At 66.3% G+C, this 17,918-nt stretch carries 15 protein-coding genes and 2 riboswitches; of the genes, 12 read left to right on the forward strand and 3 right to left on the reverse strand.

Going from position 1 to position 17,918, the window contains the following annotated elements; all coding sequences use genetic code 11:
• Positions 1-34: 34 nt before the first annotated feature.
• Together PCK14_RS08060 and PCK14_RS08065 are read left to right on the forward strand one after the other, a co-directional pair.
• Entirely contained in the window at positions 35-661 is a 627-nt protein-coding gene (locus PCK14_RS08060) for a TetR/AcrR family transcriptional regulator (protein WP_269937959.1), read from the forward strand.
• A 10-nt stretch (positions 662-671) separates the two neighbouring features.
• On the forward strand, positions 672-1,466 hold the full coding sequence (locus tag PCK14_RS08065; RefSeq protein ID WP_269937960.1) for a maleylpyruvate isomerase family mycothiol-dependent enzyme: 795 nt from the start codon (positions 672-674) through the stop codon (positions 1,464-1,466).
• Positions 1,467-1,497: 31 nt separating this feature from the next.
• Here PCK14_RS08065 and PCK14_RS08070 read toward each other — a convergent pair whose 3' ends face one another.
• On the reverse strand, positions 1,498-2,289 hold the full coding sequence (locus tag PCK14_RS08070) for a class I SAM-dependent methyltransferase (protein ID WP_269937961.1): 792 nt from the start codon (positions 2,287-2,289) through the stop codon (positions 1,498-1,500).
• A gap of 98 nt (positions 2,290-2,387) precedes the next feature.
• The gene (locus tag PCK14_RS08075) at positions 2,388-2,627 is read right to left on the reverse strand and encodes a hypothetical protein (RefSeq protein ID WP_269937962.1); all 240 of its coding nucleotides are present in this window, start codon (positions 2,625-2,627) and stop codon (positions 2,388-2,390) included.
• Between the two features lie 202 nt (positions 2,628-2,829).
• Between PCK14_RS08075 and PCK14_RS08080 the strand changes: the two genes are divergently transcribed.
• From PCK14_RS08080 to PCK14_RS08090, 3 genes are all read left to right on the forward strand, one after another.
• Positions 2,830-3,210 (forward strand): cold-shock protein, encoded by a 381-nt coding sequence (locus tag PCK14_RS08080; protein ID WP_269937963.1) that lies wholly within the window; start codon positions 2,830-2,832, stop codon positions 3,208-3,210.
• Between the two features lie 12 nt (positions 3,211-3,222).
• Positions 3,223-3,774, forward strand: a complete 552-nt coding sequence (locus PCK14_RS08085) for a DUF3027 domain-containing protein (RefSeq protein WP_269937964.1) — start codon at positions 3,223-3,225, stop codon at positions 3,772-3,774.
• A 144-nt stretch (positions 3,775-3,918) separates the two neighbouring features.
• Positions 3,919-7,566 (forward strand): DUF1349 domain-containing protein, encoded by a 3,648-nt coding sequence (locus PCK14_RS08090; RefSeq protein WP_269937965.1) that lies wholly within the window; start codon positions 3,919-3,921, stop codon positions 7,564-7,566.
• 71 nt (positions 7,567-7,637) lie between these two features.
• On the opposite strand, the gene serC is transcribed toward PCK14_RS08090, so the two are convergent.
• Entirely contained in the window at positions 7,638-8,765 is a 1,128-nt protein-coding gene (serC, locus tag PCK14_RS08095; RefSeq protein WP_269937966.1) for a phosphoserine transaminase, read from the reverse strand.
• 231 nt (positions 8,766-8,996) lie between these two features.
• Here serC and PCK14_RS08100 point away from each other — a divergent pair, with 231 nt between their 5' ends.
• The 7 genes from PCK14_RS08100 to PCK14_RS08130 all read left to right on the forward strand — a co-directional run bounded on the left by PCK14_RS08100 (position 8,997) and on the right by PCK14_RS08130 (position 17,908).
• Complete coding sequence (locus PCK14_RS08100) at positions 8,997-9,692, forward strand: metal-dependent transcriptional regulator (RefSeq protein ID WP_269937967.1); 696 nt, start codon at positions 8,997-8,999, stop codon at positions 9,690-9,692.
• 315 nt (positions 9,693-10,007) lie between these two features.
• A riboswitch (cyclic di-AMP (ydaO/yuaA leader) is annotated at positions 10,008-10,226 on the forward strand.
• Between the two features lie 2 nt (positions 10,227-10,228).
• Positions 10,229-11,038: a M23 family metallopeptidase gene (locus PCK14_RS08105; RefSeq protein WP_269937968.1), complete on the forward strand. Its 810-nt coding sequence runs from the start codon at positions 10,229-10,231 to the stop codon at positions 11,036-11,038.
• Positions 11,039-11,173: 135 nt separating this feature from the next.
• A riboswitch (cyclic di-AMP (ydaO/yuaA leader) is annotated at positions 11,174-11,393 on the forward strand.
• A 4-nt stretch (positions 11,394-11,397) separates the two neighbouring features.
• On the forward strand, positions 11,398-12,186 hold the full coding sequence (locus tag PCK14_RS08110; protein WP_269937969.1) for an NlpC/P60 family protein: 789 nt from the start codon (positions 11,398-11,400) through the stop codon (positions 12,184-12,186).
• A gap of 111 nt (positions 12,187-12,297) precedes the next feature.
• Positions 12,298-13,302 (forward strand): NTP transferase domain-containing protein, encoded by a 1,005-nt coding sequence (locus PCK14_RS08115; RefSeq protein WP_269937970.1) that lies wholly within the window; start codon positions 12,298-12,300, stop codon positions 13,300-13,302.
• A gap of 6 nt (positions 13,303-13,308) precedes the next feature.
• Positions 13,309-14,556: a molybdopterin molybdotransferase MoeA gene (locus tag PCK14_RS08120; RefSeq protein ID WP_269937971.1), complete on the forward strand. Its 1,248-nt coding sequence runs from the start codon at positions 13,309-13,311 to the stop codon at positions 14,554-14,556.
• Complete coding sequence (locus tag PCK14_RS08125; RefSeq protein WP_269937972.1) at positions 14,547-15,425, forward strand: alpha/beta hydrolase family protein; 879 nt, start codon at positions 14,547-14,549, stop codon at positions 15,423-15,425. The genes PCK14_RS08120 and PCK14_RS08125 overlap by 10 nt, the downstream gene beginning before the upstream one ends.
• 239 nt (positions 15,426-15,664) lie before the next feature.
• Entirely contained in the window at positions 15,665-17,908 is a 2,244-nt protein-coding gene (locus PCK14_RS08130) for an HNH endonuclease signature motif containing protein (protein WP_269937973.1), read from the forward strand.
• Positions 17,909-17,918: the final 10 nt, after the last annotated feature.

Raw genomic sequence — 17,918 nt, forward strand, 5'->3', positions numbered from 1 at the left:
GTTTTCCTAATGGCGTTAGGCGCAGACTGGATCCATGGACGGAAACCCGGACAGGCGCCAGGTCCGCAGGCAGGAAACTGTCGCGGAGATTTTGGCAGCGGCCGTCAGGCTGATGGCACAAGACGGTGTGGCCGGGCTGTCGCTGTCGGCCGTGGCCCGCGCCGTGGGCATGCGCCCGCCGTCGCTGTATGTCTACTTTCCGTCAAAGATGGCGCTCTACGACGCACTCTTTGCCCGGGGAGCCGCCGAGCTGCACGACGCCGTCCGCAGCGCGGCCGTCCTGGCAGGGGATGACGCCGGCCCGCTCGCCGGGCTCACCGCCGGGGCCCACGCCTATGTTGACTGGTGCATGCGCAACCCGGTCACCGCGCAGCTGCTGAACTGGCGGCCGGTTCCCGGGTTTGAGCCGTCCCGGGAGGCCTTTGCGCCCAGCGCAGCCATGGTCATGGACACGCGTGCGCAGATTGACCTCGCCGTCCAGCACGGGCGGCTTGCCCCTGCCGCCGCCACCGACGATTCCGTGCTGCTGTTCACCTCGGTGATTGCCGGCGTCGTCTCCCAACAACTGGCCAATGAGCCGCAGGCCCCGCCCGGGCAAGGCCGGTACACCCGGCTGCTGGACCCGGCGCTGGACATGTGGCTGGCCCACCACGCCCCCTGAAGGAGGAACCATGGAAACAGCAACCGCGCCGGTGGAACGCAGCACCTCCGCCGACGCCTACACCACCGTCATGACAGCCTTGGCCGACGAGCTCGAGGCGCTCAGCCCCGAACAGTGGCGGCTGCCCACCGAATGCACCGGCTGGAGCGTGCGCGACATGGCGGGCCACCTGCTCGGTGCCCAGGAGGACCTGCTGCGCATCCGCACAGTGCTGCGCCGTCGTGCCCGTGGCCGACGCCGGTATCCGCACCTTTCGCTTCTGGACGCCGCCAACCAGGTGCAGGTCCAGGACCATGCCGCGCTGGGCACAGCGGAACTGTGCCGCCAATACCGTGCCAACATTCCGCAGGTGTCGCGGCGCGTGCGCCGCTTCCCGGGGATTCTGGCGGGGGTGCCTGTGCAAAAGGGCATGGCACCGGCCAACTCGGCACTGCGGCTGGGATACCTCTTCAATGTCATTTACCTGCGTGATGCGTGGATGCACGGCGCAGACCTGGCCCGTGCCACCGGCAACCCGCGGCGGGCCACAGCGGCCGACGGCCTGCTGCTGGCCCACGTTTTGCGGGACCTGGCCACGGAGTGGGGCGGGGGAGACGCCGTCGAACTTGTCCTGCCGGGCGAGCCCGGAGCCACGGTGGGCCTGGGTGGGCTGGCGGAGGGCCGGCTTCCCGTGGCGCGGCTGGAGGCCCCGGCCCTGGAACTGTGCCGGAGCCTGTCGGGCCGCGTCCCGGAATCGGGCATCACCACGGTTGCGGGCGATCCTGAGCAGGCACGCCGACTGGCCGCCGTGCGGATCTTGTTTTAGGCGCCGTGCGAACTGAATCAGGCCGGCCGGCTCAGGGCAGGTGGGCGTAGATTTCCACCGGCGCCAGAACCCCGGCCCGGAAGGCCGCCAACAGGTTTGAAAACGCGGCCGCGTCCACGCCGGCGGGCCTTCCGGATGCCGCGGCCCGCTCCAGGAACTCAATGCCCTCGGCCAGCGGCTTGGCCTCATGGTCCACGAGGAAACCCGCCTGGGCCAGGGCATCGCTGTAGGCCAACGGCGGCTGCGGGAATGAGGTGTCGGGAGTTGCCGCCCACGGCAGCGGGTACGTTTCCAGGTCGCCGCCCACCAGCATGACGTCGTACACGGCGAAGACGCTGCCGGGGCGCAGCACGCGGGCTGCCTCGGCAAAGGCAGTGTCCTTGTCCTGGATGTTCATGCCCACATGGACCATGAGCGCCGCATCAAAGGAGTCGTCCTCAAAGGGGAGGGCCAGGATGCTGCCCTGGCTGAAGGTGACCTGACCGGACAGGCCGGTGCGCTCGGTGATGGTGCGGGCCGTCTGAACAAACTCCGGCGTCAGGTCGATGCCGTGCACCGAGGCGCCAAAATCGCTGGCCAGGTGGCGGCTCACGCCGCCCATGCCGGAACCGAGTTCCAGCACCCGGCTGCCGGCCCTGATGCCGGCACGTGTGGCCACCCGTGTGGTGGCCGCGGGGCCGCCGATGTGCAACTGGTCGGCGCCGCGCAAATTTGCGGGGGAGAAGCTGTCCGGGTTGCCGCCCGAGGCGGCAACGATGCCCAGCAGGAGTTGCAGGACGTTTCCGGCCCCGTAGTGTGAGGAAACGGACTCTTCAATTCCCATGACGGCTCCCATGAACGTCCCCGCGGCCCACGCCGGGCCTGCGTTTTTTTGATCCTACTCCGCGGAACTGCCGGACGGCACGGGAAGTTGCTGCGGCGTCAGAGCCGGCGGCGGACGGCGACCGAGCGCATGACGCTGGCGCCCATCATGAGGAAGGCGGCTGGCAGCGCGATCATGGCGATCCAGTTGAACCCGGGCCAGGGGGTGCCGCCGGCCCACTTGCTGATGAGCACAATGATCAGCGCAATCAGCGCGGCCAGGGCCAGGGCCATGGCAGTGTAGTTGAAGATCTGCCAGCCACGGCTCAATGGCTGCGGCGCGGAATAGTGGGGGCTCATGTCCTCAACGCTAACAGCGGACACCGGGGCCACAAAGCCGCAGCTCCACTGCCAACGCGGTAACCTAGAGGCAGTGGAACTGCACCACCTGCCACCGCAGGCACCGTCCGCCCCACAGCCCGCACCCGGGCACGGCGATGAACGGCCGCACCGGCACGGAAGAAGCAGTTCATGCAAGCGACTTTTTAAAGGGGTAGAGCAAGTGCCTATTGGCAAAGTGAAGTGGTACGACAACGAGAAGGGCTTCGGCATCATTGCCGCCGACGATGGCCGCGAGGTGTTCCTGCGCGCCAACGCGCTGCCCGCCGACGCCGGCGAGATCAAGCCCGGCACGCGCATGGAGTTCGGTGTGGCCGACGGCCGCAAGGGCGCCCAGGCCATGGCCGCGAAGATCCTGGACCGCAGCGCCTCGGTGGCCAAGGCCAAGCGCATGCCCGCCCGGGACCTCGCCCCGATTGTGCAGGACCTCGTGTCCCTGCTGGAACGCTCTGTTGGTTCACTGACCAACGGCAAATATCCTGACGGAGACGCAAGCAAGATCGCTGCTGCGCTGCGCAAGGTTGCCGACAACTTCGACGCGTAAGCGGTGTCCACGATGACCGAAATCTCCAGCAGTACAGCCGCCGAGGCAGCTGCCACCCCCGAACCGCGTCCCGGAGTGCCGGTTTGGCGGGTCGGCAAGCCTGACGCTGCCCTGGCCGCTGACGTGGACACAGCACGCGCCGCCGTGCTGACCATTGCCAGCGACTCGGCCATCGGCAAGCACCTTGGCGCACGGAGCGAAGGTGTCCGCTGCGTGACGCACCTGTTCGAGTCAAAGCAGCCAGGCTATTCCGGCTGGGTGTGGTTTGCCTCGCTGAGCCGCGTGGCCCGTGGAAAGTACTCCACTGTCAACGAGGTGGGCATGCTGCCCACCGAGGACTCCGTCCTGGCTCCTGCCTGGGTGCCGTGGGCAGAGCGCGTCCGGCCCGAGGACCAGCAGGAGGAGCAGGCTGCCGAGGAAGCTGCTGCCCACGATGGCGCGGACGACGCCGGTGCTGACGCCGCCGAGGCGGAAAACGCCGGGGAAGCCGGCCCCGAGGAAGATGCCGCTGCCGGTCCTGACGCCGATGGCGGGGACTTCGAAGCCGAAAGCTCTGACGTCTAGGACGCAATTGAATTGCCTGCAGGGCCCCGCCAAATATTGGCGGGGCCCTGTTTTGCTTGTGCCGGCGCGAATATCCGGAAACGAACAAGTAGTAACAATTTGTTCAGGATAGACAACTTATGTACACAAACATATGATCTCTACATGACTAATTGTGATGCATACCACGGCAGCGGGCGCCAGGAAAAGATTCGCGGCTGGGGTGCCGGTGCACTCGTGTTCGGCCTCGGGGCCGTCCTGGCCGCAGGTGCACTGCCCGGCATGGCCAATGCCGCCGACGGCACCGGCCAGGCAGCCCCGTGGGCAGCTGGCGCAACCCTGCCCGTGGCGGGCCTTGGCCCGCAGACCGTCGGATTCCATGCGAAGCAGCCTGCCACCTTGGACCAGGCTGCACTTCCACAGCACGCGGCCGAACGCGTCAAGGTGGACGTGACCGACTTCGGGGCCGACCCCACGGGTGCCACCGACTCGGCCAAGGCCGTCAATGACGCCATTGTGCACGCCAAGTCCCTGGGCAAGCCCACCACAATTGTCTTCCCCTGCGGTACCTATTCCATGTACCCGGAAAACGCACCCAAGCGCGAGCTTTATGTTTCCAACACCGTGGGCGCGGACCAGGCGTACAAAACCAAGACCATCGGCCTGCTGATCGAGGACATGGCCGACGTCATTGTCGAAGGCAACGGCTCACAATTGACCTACCACGGCAAGCAGACCGAGTTCGCCACGATCCGCTCCTCCGACGTCACCATCCGCAACCTCAACACCGACTGGTACGCCCCCGGCACACTGGATCTGGCCGTCGTCGGAAGCGGCGTTGCCGCGGGCTACGGCTACCGCGACATCCAGGTCCCGGCCGGCGTGGGCTACAGCATCAACGGAGCCACGGCCACCTTCACCGGCGAGAAGAGCCCCGCCACGGGAACCCCCTACTGGAGCTACGAACCCGGCGGGGCAAGCGCCGGCTACAACCAGACCCGCGACCTCGCCACGGGGCTGACGCTGCGCACGGGCGTGCCGCTGTGGAACGGGTCGCGGGCCGTGGAGGACCTCGGCGGCGGCGTGCTGCGCGTCAGCTACAACAATGCTGCCGACCCCGGCGGCGCCGGCAAGGTCTATGAAATGCGCAAGCCCACCCGCGACACCCCCGGCGGGTTGATCTGGGAGTCGGAGCGCACCGCTCTGCGGGACATGAAGCTGCACTACCTGCACGGCTTCGGCATCGTCGGCCAGCTCAGCCGCGACGTCGCGCTGGATAAAATCACCCTCCGCACCGACTTTGGCACCGGCCGCCAGACAGCCGCCTTTGCCGACTTCGTCCAGATGTCAGGCATCGCGGGCAAGGTCCAGATCACCAACTCGCTCTTCGACAACCCGCACGATGACCCCATCAACATCCACGGCACCTATGTGCAGGTCAAGTCCATTGACCGCGCCGCCAAGACCGTCACCCTGGCGTACATGCACAATGAGACGGCAGGCTTCCCTCAGTTCTATGCGGGCGATGAGCTGCGCTTCGTCAAGAAGGCAACCATGCTCCCGGCCGGGGACGCCAAGTTCACGGTGACCAAGGTGGACGGGCCCACCGGCAAGGACTCCAGCCACAGCCTGACGGAGATGACCGTGACGGTCGACGGCGACTTGCCGGCGGACCTGCAGGCGGACGCCTTCGTTGCTGAAAACCTCACGTACACCCCCGAGGTGTATATCGCCGGGAACACCTTCCAGTCGGTGCCCACCCGCGGCATCCTGGTGACAACGCCGCGCGAAGTCCTCATTGAGCGCAACATCTTTGACCAGATGGGCATGGCCAGCATCTACATCTCCGCCGATGCCGCCTCCTGGTACGAATCCAGCGGCGTGGACAACGTGAGAATCCGCAACAACGTCTTCGACCGCCCCAGCACCGGGTCGGCGACCATCTTCGTGGACCCCACCAACAGCCAGGGCGAGGCCGGCAGGGCCGTCCACCACGGCATCAACATTGAGGCCAACCGCTTCTCCGTGCTGCCCGGCGGCCAGCTTGTCAGCGCCAAGTCGGTTTCCGGGATGGACTTCACGAACAACGCCGTCAACCACTATTCACCCACCGATCCCGGTTCCGTGACTTCAACGCGGGCCCTGTTCGACTTCCAGTCCAGCGCGGACATAGACATTGCCGGCAACAGCTTTGCGAGCGGCTTCAACCTGCGCGCCAACACCTCGGGCATGGACGCCGCTGAGGTGGACGGGACGGCCGACAACATTGCCAAGAACGCCGACAACATCCACAAGGTGGCCGGACCGGCGTCGACCCTGGCAAGCGGCATGGGCTGGGTCCGGGAGGACGTTGGCCGCTGGAGTGCAGTGGACAAGAACACCGTGACGCTCAAGTCCGGCTCCAATGGACTCTGGGCCACACAGAATGGTGCCGTCAACATCCTGCGCCAGAACGCGTCCATAGCGGGCGACGCCGAGACGGTGGTCAAGCTCAGCGGCGCCACCAAGTCCCAGTACGAGGAAGCCGGCGTCATCCTTTACGCCGATGACAACAACTATGTGGCCCTGCAGCGCAAGCATGCCAATGGCAACCCCGTCCTGGCCCTGGTGACCGAGGCCAACGGCAACCCCAACGAGAACACCCAGGTGGCGGCACCGGCAGCGGCCGATGTGTGGCTGAAGCTTGTCCGCACCGGCACCTCCTACACCGCCAGCTACTCCGTGGACGGGACCTCATTCACCACCATCGGCTCCATCAGCAATGCGGCGGTTGCCGGCAACGCCAAGGCCGGCGTCCTAGCCGTGGGTGCCAGCAGCGGAGGCACCCCGTTCACCTTCAGCAACTTCACAGTGAACGGCGCGGCCCAGCCGTTCTTCGACACCGTGGTGGTGCCGGAAGCGCCCAAGCTCATGGCAGGGCTTAAGACACCCGCCTGGGACGGCGTGCAGTTCGGGGCGGCGGCATCGCCCCTGGCCTGGCTGGCCTACACCCCTGCTGCAACGAAGTCTGTCTCCGCGACGTTTGCCCCGGAAGATGCCGCGACTGCCGTGCAGGTGCAGTTCAATGACCAGGTGGCCGTTCCTGGTGATGTCGGCGCCTACACCTTTGACCTGGTGCCCGGGCCCAATGTGGTCCAGGTCCAGACCCTGGGCGCCGACGGCATCTCCTCCCAGAGCTACCGCTGGGTGATCTCCTCGCAGGGACCGCTCAACGGCCCGGCCGCCAACCTGGTCTGCGCCCCCGTGGTTGAACCGACGCCCACGTCGACGGCGGAGCCCACCACGGAGCCGACCGAGTCCGCGACTCCTACTCCGAGCGGCTCCGCAACGCCCTCGACGTCCCCGGCGCCCGGTGCGCCGTCCGGTTCCCTGAGCTCGGCCACGGTGTCCGCCGGCGGTGAGCTGACCGTGACCGGAAAGAACTTCAAGCCGGGCACAACGGCCACCTTCACGCTGCACTCGGATCCGGTGGTTCTAGGCACGGCCGTGGTCGGGGCCAATGGAACGGTGTCCCTGACGGCCAAGCTGCCGGCAAACGTCCCTGCCGGCGCCCATACGGTGACCATTGCCGGAACGGGCGCAAACGGCGACGCCGTTGAGCTGAGCCTTGCCCTGGTGGTTGCCGGTGCCAACGCCACGGCGACTGCCTCTTCAACTACGGCTGCAAGCAATGTGGCAACCACCGCTGCCGGGTCCCCGTCGGACGAGCTGGCCAGCACGGGAGCCAACATGTGGCCGCTCGTTGGCGGAGCAACTGTTGCCATCCTCGGGGCCCTCATGCTCCTGGCAGGCAAGCGCCGCCGCCGGTCATAGCGGCCAACTAAAAAGGTGTGGCGGCTTCCAGCAATGGAAGCCGCCACACCTTTTTGGTGGAACTTTAAGGACTAGATGTTCTCAATCACGTAGTCAATGCACTTGGTCAGTGCCGTGATGTCATCGGGTTCGATGGCCACGAAGGTGGCGATGCGCAGCTGGTTGCGGCCCAGCTTGCGGTACGGCTCGGTGTCCACGATCCCGTTGGCGCGCAGGACCTTGGCCACGGCTGCCGCATCCACGGACTCGTCGAAGTCGATGGTGCAGATGACGTTGGAGCGGTCCTCGGCGTTGACCACGTAGGGGCTGGCGACGGCGGATTCCTCGGCCCAGGTGTACAGGCGGCCCGCTGAATCGGCGGTGCGTGCGGAGGCAAAGTCTATGCCGCCGTTGTTGTTGAGCCACTGCACCTGGTTGTTCAGGGTCACCAGGGTGGACAGCGCAGGCGTGTTGTACGTCTGGTTGAGCAGCGAGTTGTCAATGGCCGTGTTCAGGTTCAGGAAGTCAGGCACCCAGCGGTTGGAGGCACCAATGCGCTTGGCCCGCTCCAGCGCGGCGGGGGAGAACAGCCCAAGCCACAGGCCGCCGTCGGACGCGAAGTTCTTCTGGGGGGCGAAGTAGTAGACGTCGCTCTCGCTCACGTCCACGGCCAGGCCGCCGGCAGCGGAGGTTGCATCAATGAGGACCAGTGCGCCCTCGTCGGCGCCGGCAACGCGCTTCACAGGGGCCGCAACGCCCGTGGAGGTCTCGTTCTGCGGCCAGGCGTAGGCGTCCACGCCGGCCTCGGCAACGGCCACGGGGCGGGTGCCGGGGGCCGAGGTGATGATGGAGGAGGCGTCCAGGAACGGGGCGTTGTTCGTCGCAGCGGCAAACTTGGAGCCAAACTCGCCAAAGGAGAGGTGCTGTGCCTTGTTTTCAACCAGGCCGAACGTGGCAACGTCCCAGAACGCGGTGGAGCCGCCCACGCCCAGGATCACCTCGTAGTCGTCGGGTGCCTTGAAGAACTGCTTCAGGCCGCTGCGGACATCGCCCACGAGGTTCTTGACGGGAGCCTGACGGTGGGAGGTGCCCAGAAGCGATGCGCCTGCCTCGGAGAGCGCCGCAACCTGCTCGGCACGGACCTTGGAGGGGCCGGCGCCGAAGCGGCCGTCGGCCGGGCGCAGGGTGGCGGGAATGGTGAGGGGCGTTGTTTCGCTCACAAGTTGCTCCAAGATCTAAGCGATGGAAGTTGTATGGGTGCCAGTGGCTGCTGCCAATTCTGCCGCAGAACGGCCCCGGGGAGAAAAATCGGCGGTCCCCCGGGAAATATTCGCAACACGGATATGGTTCCCACAGAGGGCGGTGTTTCGGCGGATCGCGGCAATCAGGCTAACGTAGACACGAACGCCCCTGCCCTTAAACAAGGCGCCCAACAACAGGAGGATGCTGACGTGGCTGATCTGATTGACACTACTGAAATGTACCTGCGCACCATCCTGGAGTTGGAAGAAGAGAACATTGTGGCGCTGCGGGCACGCATCGCCGAGCGGTTGCACCACTCGGGCCCCACGGTTTCCCAGACCATCGGGCGCATGGAGCGTGACGGCCTGGTCATCGTCTCCGGCGACCGGCACCTGGAACTGACCCCGGCCGGCCGCGACAAGGCCACGCGGGTCATGCGCAAGCACCGGCTCGCCGAGCGGCTCCTGGCCGACGTCATCGGCCTGGACTGGGCCTATGTCCACGAGGAGGCCTGCCGCTGGGAGCATGTCATGAGCGAGCGCGTGGAGCAGCGCCTGTTCGACCTGCTGGGCAAGCCCGAGGAGTCCCCGTACGGAAACCCGATCCCGGGTCTGGAGGAGCTGGGCGGGGCCATCGCCCCCGACTTCGCTGCCGGGCTCGTGACGCTTGTTGATGCCATGGGCAGGTACGCACCGGGCCAGGAAGTGGTCATCCACCGCCTCTCCGAGCGCATCCAGGTTGATCCTGAACTGCTGCAGCAACTCGACGAGGGTGGCCTGCGCCCCGGTGCCCGCATCGCCCTGGAACGGGTTGGCGAGTACATCTCCGTGCGCGTGCCGAACATCGAAGGCGCCCTGGAGCTTCCGCCGGAAGTCGCCTCGCATGTTTTTGTCGCCATGAGCTAAGCAACCACGACGACGGCCCCGGGTTCATCCGGGGCCGTTTTTGCGCGTTCGGCGAACGCCGCGGCAGTTGTGTCAACCACAATTGGTGCTCAGCCCGCCGATGCCGCAGGCTGCCCGTTCGGCCAGCGGTGGCCCTGTTCCTGCCCTTTTGGACCAAGGCCGGCATCGTGTGTCCCAGCGCACATTTTGATAAAATCTTATTGACAATCAAGATAACGGAATTGTTACGGTTACCGCTTGTACCGTATAGTAATAATCTGACGCTGTAACCAAAGCGTTACCAATTCGCGACACCGAGCCTTGCCTTCGCGAATTGGACAGCAATCACCAGGCAAGGGCGGGGGAACCACTTTCGGCAGACAAACCAGTCTGCCTTGGGGTGAAGCCCACATCCGAAGAGCACTTCCTGAACAGACACCGTCCCTGGGGCGATGCCTTGGGCAGGCCTGTGCCACGGCGCTGGGCCGGATCAAAAGTTTCACTCTCTGATCCGAATCCGACAGCTAACTTCGCAGGTGCAACAAGAGAGGTTTTCAGTGTCAGAGGTCAAACAGCGGGGACGCCGTCGCGCGTCGTCGCAAGCCACCCATGAGCTCAGCTCAGTAGTCGGCAGTCGCCGCGAAGCCATTGCGGCTGAGCGCGCCCATTCATCTTCCAGCACCACTGTGGCCCAGCTGCTGCGTGCCGGTGCCTCCAGCGGCGCAGGCCAGAAGGTTGGCGTGGCCATGGCTGCCACCGGCCTGGTCCTGGCCGTTGCGCTCCCCGCCACCCAGGCCTCAGAGAGCCTCCAGATGGAGACCACAACGGCTTCCGCCGTTGAAACCGTGGTCACCGCCGGCGCCGAAGTTCCCATCACTTTCGCGGCACCCGAGGTCCACAGCGCCCTCAATGCTGACGGCAAGCTCAAGCAGACCCTGCAGGTCAACGCCTCCAAGGTCACCCCGCAGGCATCCAAGGGAACGCTTTCAGCACCGCTGAAGACCCTTGCCCCCAGCTCCCCGTTCGGCGACCGCATCAGCCCCATCACGGGCCAGGTTGACGAGCACCACACCGGCCAGGACTTCGCGGTTGCCAGCGGCACCGACGTTCTCTCGGCCGCCGGCGGCACCGTGACGTTCGCCGGCTGGCACCAGTACGGCGGCGGAAACCGCGTTGTGGTGGACCACGGCAACGGCCTGTCCACCTCTTACAACCACATGAGCAGCATTACGGTAAAAGTCGGCCAGAAGATTGAACGCGGCGACACCGTGGGCCTGAGCGGTTCCACCGGCGCCTCCACCGGCCCCCACCTCCACTTTGAGGTCATCGTGAACGACGAAACCGTCGATCCCATGGGCTGGCTCTAAGCTTTTCCACACCCCAATTTTGATCACGACTTTGTCACATGACCGTGACCTGAACGTGACATTGGGAAAAATCTGTTGTACCGTCGTAATCGCGCCTGCTTCGAATAAAGCTGGCGCCCATGAGTGGATTGCCTAGCTCTGCCACTGCTCATGGTCCGTTCGTATCAATCGTCTGGCAGGGGCGGGGGAACCAATAATCGGATTTTGTGCGTCAGTGCAAAGTCCTTGGGGTGAAGCCGCGAAGCGTGAGGGATCGACCAGGAAGTAATTCCTTGAAGATTCCACAAACGTGGAGCGGCCGGGTGACTCCCATCCGAATCCGACAGCTTACCTCGCAGGCATTGGGAGAGGAAACCTTCTTGGCTTCAAACATTGCACTCGGGCGCCACCGCGCCGAGATTGCTAAGACCAGTCCGATCTCGACCCTTACGAAAGCCGTCAGCAACAACGTCGGCGGAGTTGGTCGTCAGGCAGCTGTTATTGCAGCTGCATCAGGCCTGGTCCTGACATCCGGCATCGCAGCAAACGCCGCCACACCCACTGTGGAGCGTACTTCTGACGGTGCAACGACGATGAACCTGAACACGGAACTGGCTTCCGCGATCACGGCAGCGTCGACGGTGAAGATCTCCTTCGCCACCCCCGCAATCACCTCCACCCCGGCTCCTGTTGTTGAGGCACCGGCAGTTGTAGAGGCCCAGAGCAGCGAAGTTGTTGCAGAACCGGTTGCAGAAGTTGCTCCGGCCGCGCAGGCAGCTGCCGCTCCGACTGTCACCACCTCCACTCCTGAGGTTGCCTCCAAGCCTGCAGTTGCAAGCGGCATCGGCGCCACAATCGCCAGCGCTGCCTTGTCGCAGGTTGGCGTTGCCCAGGACTGCACCGCACTTGCCAGCAACTCCCTGGCTGCCGCTGGAATCAACTTCCACGACTGGCCCGCTGGCTACCTGAGCCTGGGACGCACCGTTTCCCAGGGCGAAGCTCAGCCCGGTGACCTCATTTACTACGCAGACGGCGGCATGGGCATGGCCCACATCGCTGTTTACATTGGCAACGGCCAGGCCGTACACGGTGGATGGGGTGGCGGCATGACCGCCATCTTCTCCGTCAACGTTGGCTCGGGTCCCGTTTTCATTGCGATGGGTCACTAAAGAACGTTTTTACCCAATGAACCCCGTCTCCGGACGGGGTTCATTTATTTAAGCCGCTTCCCTGCGCCCTGCCGGTAGCATGGCTGGCATGGCAAATTTGAGGCGGCGCCCATGCTGGCCGTGATCCTGGCCGGCGGCATGTCCCGCCGGCTGGACGGCGTGCCCAAGGCCGGGCTGATGCTGGACGGGCAGACGCTGCTGGCACGCACGGTGGACGCCGTGGCGCAGCTTGTCGACGCCGGCCCCTGGGGTTCGGCCGCACAGCCGGCCACGGCGGATGGCGGGGGAGCCGCGAAAGCCAGGATCGCCGTCGTCGGTCCCGTGGGGCAGCTCGGGGGCTGGCTGGCGACGGCGGAATCCAGCCGGGTGGTCGTCGCCGTGCAGGAGGACCCGCCCTTTTCGGGGCCGGCGTCGGGCATCGCGGCTGGCTTGTCAGCACTGGCGGCAGATGGCGGCCACGTGCTGGTCCTGGCCTGTGACATGCCCAAGGCAGGCCAGCTGGCCCACTTCTTGGCCCGGGAACTGTCAGCGAGCGGGCCCGGCTCCGGGGTCATGGCCGTCGACGGCGGGCGCAAACAGCCGCTGGCCGCCATTTACCCCGTGGCGGGCCTGCTGGAGGCTCTGGAAGAAGCGCGCGCGGCACACCGGTTGGTGAACGCCTCGGTGTTCTCAGTGGTTGCTAATGTGAACATGAAGGATTGCGCCGTGCCCACCGGGCTGACGGCGGACATCGACACTTGGGCGGACGCCCGCGCGCAGGGGATCGCCGCGGCTCCAGCCGGCGCGGAGAGGCAGCAGTTGGAAAATCAGGACGAGGTCTTGCAGGCATGGACGCGGAAACTGCTTGAGGCCTTTGAAATTGGCGACATCGACGTGGACGTCCACGCGGTGCTGAACGTGGCCGGTGTTGCGGCACATTCAATCGTGCGCCCCGCAGCCCCGCTGACAACCTTCATCGCCGGCCTGGCCGCAGGCATTGCAGCCGGGTCAGGGCAGGCCCCCGAAGCCGTCACCATGAAGGCGGCACTGGGCATGGCCAAGAAGCTGGCCGCCGCCGAGGCGCCTGCGCCCGGTGAATCAGCCCCGGCCGCCGGCGAAGCGCCCGCCGGGATCTAGGCCCACATGACCGAGCGCGCCAACGCCCCAGCCGCGGACGCGGGCAGCGATGCGGCACCTGTGGGGGCGGTGCGCGTCCTGCCCCACACCTGGCAGGAAGCCCGTGACCGGGCCTGGGACGCGGCTGCCCCGCTCCCGGCACACACTGTCCCGCTGGCGTCGGCCATGGGGCGCATCCTCGCCGCAGATGTCCACGCCCGGCATGCCATGCCCCACTACGCCTCTTCCGCCATGGATGGCTGGGCAGTCGCGGGCAGCCCGCCGTGGATCCTGGCCGCGGCGGGGGACCGGCTCACACCCGGCCAGGCCGTGCCCATCGTGACGGGGGAGCTGATTCCCACGGGCGCCAAGTCGGTGCTGCGCAGCGAGTCCGGCGAGCTGTCCACGGACGACGACGGCCTGCCGGTCCTGGTGCGCGGCGAAGGGGCCCGCCCCGGCGAACCAAGGAACGGCCAGCACATCCGGATTGCGGGCCAGGAGGCGGCCGCAGGTGAGTCCTTGATCAAGGCCGGCACCACCCTGAACCCGGCACACATTGCCCTCGCCGCCCTTGGCGGCCTTGATGAATTGCAGGTGTTGGGCAAGCCCGCCGTGAAGATCGTGCTGACAGGCGATGAAGTGGTGTCACAGGGCATCCCGGACCCCGGCTTTGTCCGCGACGCGTTTTCCCCGCAGCTCGGAGCCGTGGTGGGCATGCTGGGCGGCTCGGTCGTGGGACTGCAGCGCGCGGGCGACACCCTGGCCTCAATGCTGGACGCGCTGGCCGACGACGAGGACGACCCGGCCGACGTCGTCATCACCACCGGCGCCACGGGCAATTCGAGCGCCGACTTCCTGCGCGAGGCCATCACGGCCATGGGCGGCACACTGCACATCGCGAACATTGCCATGCGCCCGGGCCACCCGACACTTCTGGCCGAACTGCCCGACGGGCGCTTCATCCTGGGCCTTCCCGGCAACCCGCTGGCTGCCATGGTGGGGCTCATGGTGCTCGGCGCCCCGCTGCTTGCCGGGCTGGGCAGCCTGCCCCGGCCTGCCGCCGTCGAGGTTCCCTGTGGTTCGCCCATCAAGGAGTATCACGGGCCCACCCGCCTCATGCCGTACCGGCTGGTCTACGGCCTGGCCTCCCCGTGCTCATTCACGGATTCGGCCATGATGCGCGGGCTTGCCGCGGCCGACGGCGTCATGGCCGTCCCGCCGCACGGCGCCAAGATGGGCGAGGTGCTGCCGGCCCTGGTCCTGCCGTGGAAGTAGGCACCTCAGAGGACCTGGCCTTCGCCTGCCTGGACGGCCGCGAACTGCACGGCACCTTGTTTGAGGTCCCGGACGGCACGGCCAAATTGGGCACAGTGGTCATCGCCTGCGCCACGGCCGTCAAGGCCGGCTACTACCACCGCTACGCCGCATTCCTGGCTGCCAACGGCCTTGCCGCCGTCACCTTTGACTACCGGGGGATCGGCGCCTCCCGCGGCGGACCCCTGCGCGGCCAGAAGATGCGCTGGTACGACTGGGGCTCGCAGGACATCGACACCGTCCTGGCCTGGGCCATGGAGCACAGCGGCGATCTGCCCGTGCACTTCGTGGGGCACAGCTTCGGCGGCTTCGGGGTGGGGCTCGCGGCGCACGCCTCGGGGCTCGGCCGGATACTCACCGTGGGCGCCCAGCACGCCTACTGGCGCGACTTCCGCTTCCGGGACAAGGCCGCGCACTGGGGCCGCGCCGCCGTGACGGTGCCTCTCGTGGCCGTGTTTGGCTACTTCCCCGCCAAGCGGCTAAACATGATGGAAGACCTCCCCGCCGGCGTGGCGCTCGACTGGGCCCGTTCCCGCAGGGACTTCACCACGGCGGCAGCCGGCACCCGTCGCGCTACTCTCCGGGCCCACCAGGCCGCCGTCACTGCGCCCATCCTGGCCGTTGCGCCGAACGACGACTCCTACGCCACCCTCCCCGCCATGGAGCGGGCCGTGGCCTACACGCCCAACAGCCGGGCCCGGGTGGTCCACCTCCGCCCCGAAGATTACGGCGAATCCTCCTTGGGCCACTTCGCCCTGTTCCACAGCCGATACCGCCACACCTTCTGGGAGCAGACCCTGGCCTGGCTCCGCGACGGCACCTGGGACTAGCTGGACGGGCCCGGTGGTCGAGCCTGTGCCCGGTGGTCGAGCTTGTCGAGACCACTACCGACGCCGCATCACTTAATGCTGGTTTTTCGCCGACGCCGCATCACCTTTGACGTGTGGCCTGTGCCCGGTGGTCGAGCCTGTCGAGACCGTGGTTCAGCCTGGCGTTGAGATGGGAAAATAAGTCCGTGAACTTCTCCACAACCATGTCACTACTAGTGAATTTGATCTATAATTAATGCATGGGCGGTTCGGTGAATTTCCCGGCTAACCGGGAGGGTTCCTCCACCACAGGTGCTGTGGCGGAACTGCTGAATGCCTTCACCTTTCCCACCATCATTCCCCTGGCCACCGACATCGCCGCCCTGGATGATTTGCCCGATTTGCCGGCTCCTGAGCCCATCCCTTCAGATAGCGTCAGGGTTGTCCCGGAATCCCGCCTGACCGGTGTCCGGGCGCTTCAGGACAGCACCGCGACAGCCTTGGCCGCGATGCACCGACACAAGAACCAGGGCGCTGCCCTCACCGCGGTGTTGGTGGAACGGATGCTCTCCGCGGCGGAGGCCGAAGCCACCGTGTTGGAGTTGGATCCGTGGCAGCGCGAAACATCCCGGGCCGGGGTGCGGGCCGAAATCGCCGCGCTGTTCAACATCACCGAAGGCTACGCCGGGGCGTTGATGATCGATGCGGCCACCCTGGTCCGCCACCTCCCCGCCACCATGGCCCAACTCAGTGCGGGGGTGTTGGGGTGGGAACATGCGGTCATCATCGCCGATGAAACCAGCCTCCTCCGCGCCGCCCACCTGCCCCAAGACACGATTGACACCTTCGAACAAGTGTTGTTGGGGAAGGCAGAGCACGCCACCCTGCACAGTTTCCGGGAGAAGGCCCGCCGCGCCCGCGAACGCACCTACCCGGAGACCCTGGTTCCCAAAACCCGGCAGGCCTATGAGCGCCGGCAGCTGGGGATCAGCAGGTCCCGGGACGGGATGGCCTGGCTCAACCTCTACGGCCCCTCACCCACGATCGAGGCGATCTGGACCCAATGCACCGCGACCGCCCAGGCAGCCCAAGGCCCCCACGAAAACCGCACCCTCACCCAACTAAGGGCCGACATCGCCGCCGCCCTCCTGTTGTGCCAGTCCCTGGAGGCCAACAACATCCACGCACCCGCACCCGCCCCCACCGGTGACAGCACCCTGGTGGCAGAGAAGGCACAGGGCACCGCCCCTGACAGTTCAGGCGGCTCCGCCGACACTCCCCAGCAGGGCACCTGGTTCACCACCCTGGCCGATACCGGTCCCGACCCCTGCCAGGGAGCAGCGTTCCCGGACCCCGACCGCCTCGGCCCACACTTCTACCCCTGGGAACTGCCCGTCTTTGACGACCCCAACTACCAGGACCCCGCCTTTAGGGAGCCGGACCCCCGCAACCAGCCCGACTGGCAAGTACCCGGACAACCACCCCACCTCACACCCACCAGCAGCAACCCCGCCAACACCAGCGGTACCGGCGGCAACGGCGCAGCCGGGCCCGAAAGCAGTCAGAACGGGACTGGTGTGTCCGGATGTGGTGCTGGGGTGTGGCCGCCCCTGCCGCAGGTCACCCCGATTCTGTTGGTGCCGGCGTTGTCGTTGCTGGGGTTCACGGATGAGCCGGCCTGGATGTCAGGAGCAGGACCAATCAGCATCGAGGTCGCGAAGCACCTCACCGCGAACGCACCGAGTTTCTACCGGGTGCTGGTGGATCCCATATCGAACCAGCCCCTGGATGCGGCACCGGACATTCGCCGCCTCACGAAGGCGATGGAGATCAGGCTGCTGATGCGCGATGAGTACTGCGTGTTCCCGGGCTGCAACGCCAGGGCGGTGAACTGCGAAACCGACCACCTCCACGCCTTTAGCACCGGCGGGCCCACCACCTACGACAACCTCGAATCCTTGTGCAGGCTCCACCACCGACTCAAGCACCACAAAGACGACAGAACCCGCAACGGCCACGTCCGCACCGACCAGTCCTTCGAACGGCAATCCGTCCACCCCCGCGCCTGGAGCCCCCGCAAAACACCACAGGGCATCGAATGGACCAGCCCCACCGGCCACCAACACCCACCCGAGCAACAAGACACCCAACCACCGGTCTACAACGAAACCCTCAAAACCCTCATCGACGCCACCCTGAAGGCAATCCAACAACGCCAAGAGTCCTGGAACAACGAAGACGGCGCCAACGACCTCACCGCACCACCCTGGGAATACCGCCCCGACGAAAAAGTCGGCGGCCCTGAAGCCCACCCCGACTGGATCGACGAAGACGACATGGACCCCCAGGACCCCCGCTGGGAAAGCTACACCTGGGATCCCGACAACCTCCCCGAACCACCGGCCCAAAGCAGGGAAGAAACGGAAATCCTGGACCGCATGTCCATCGAAGACTACCTACGCCGCCACCCCAATGCCGCCCTCGGCCGTGCCGGCGACGCCTAGCCGCGAGGCA

The sequence above is a fragment of the Arthrobacter sp. HY1533 genome, assembly GCF_027568515.1.
Classification (GTDB): Bacteria; Actinomycetota; Actinomycetes; order Actinomycetales; family Micrococcaceae; genus Specibacter.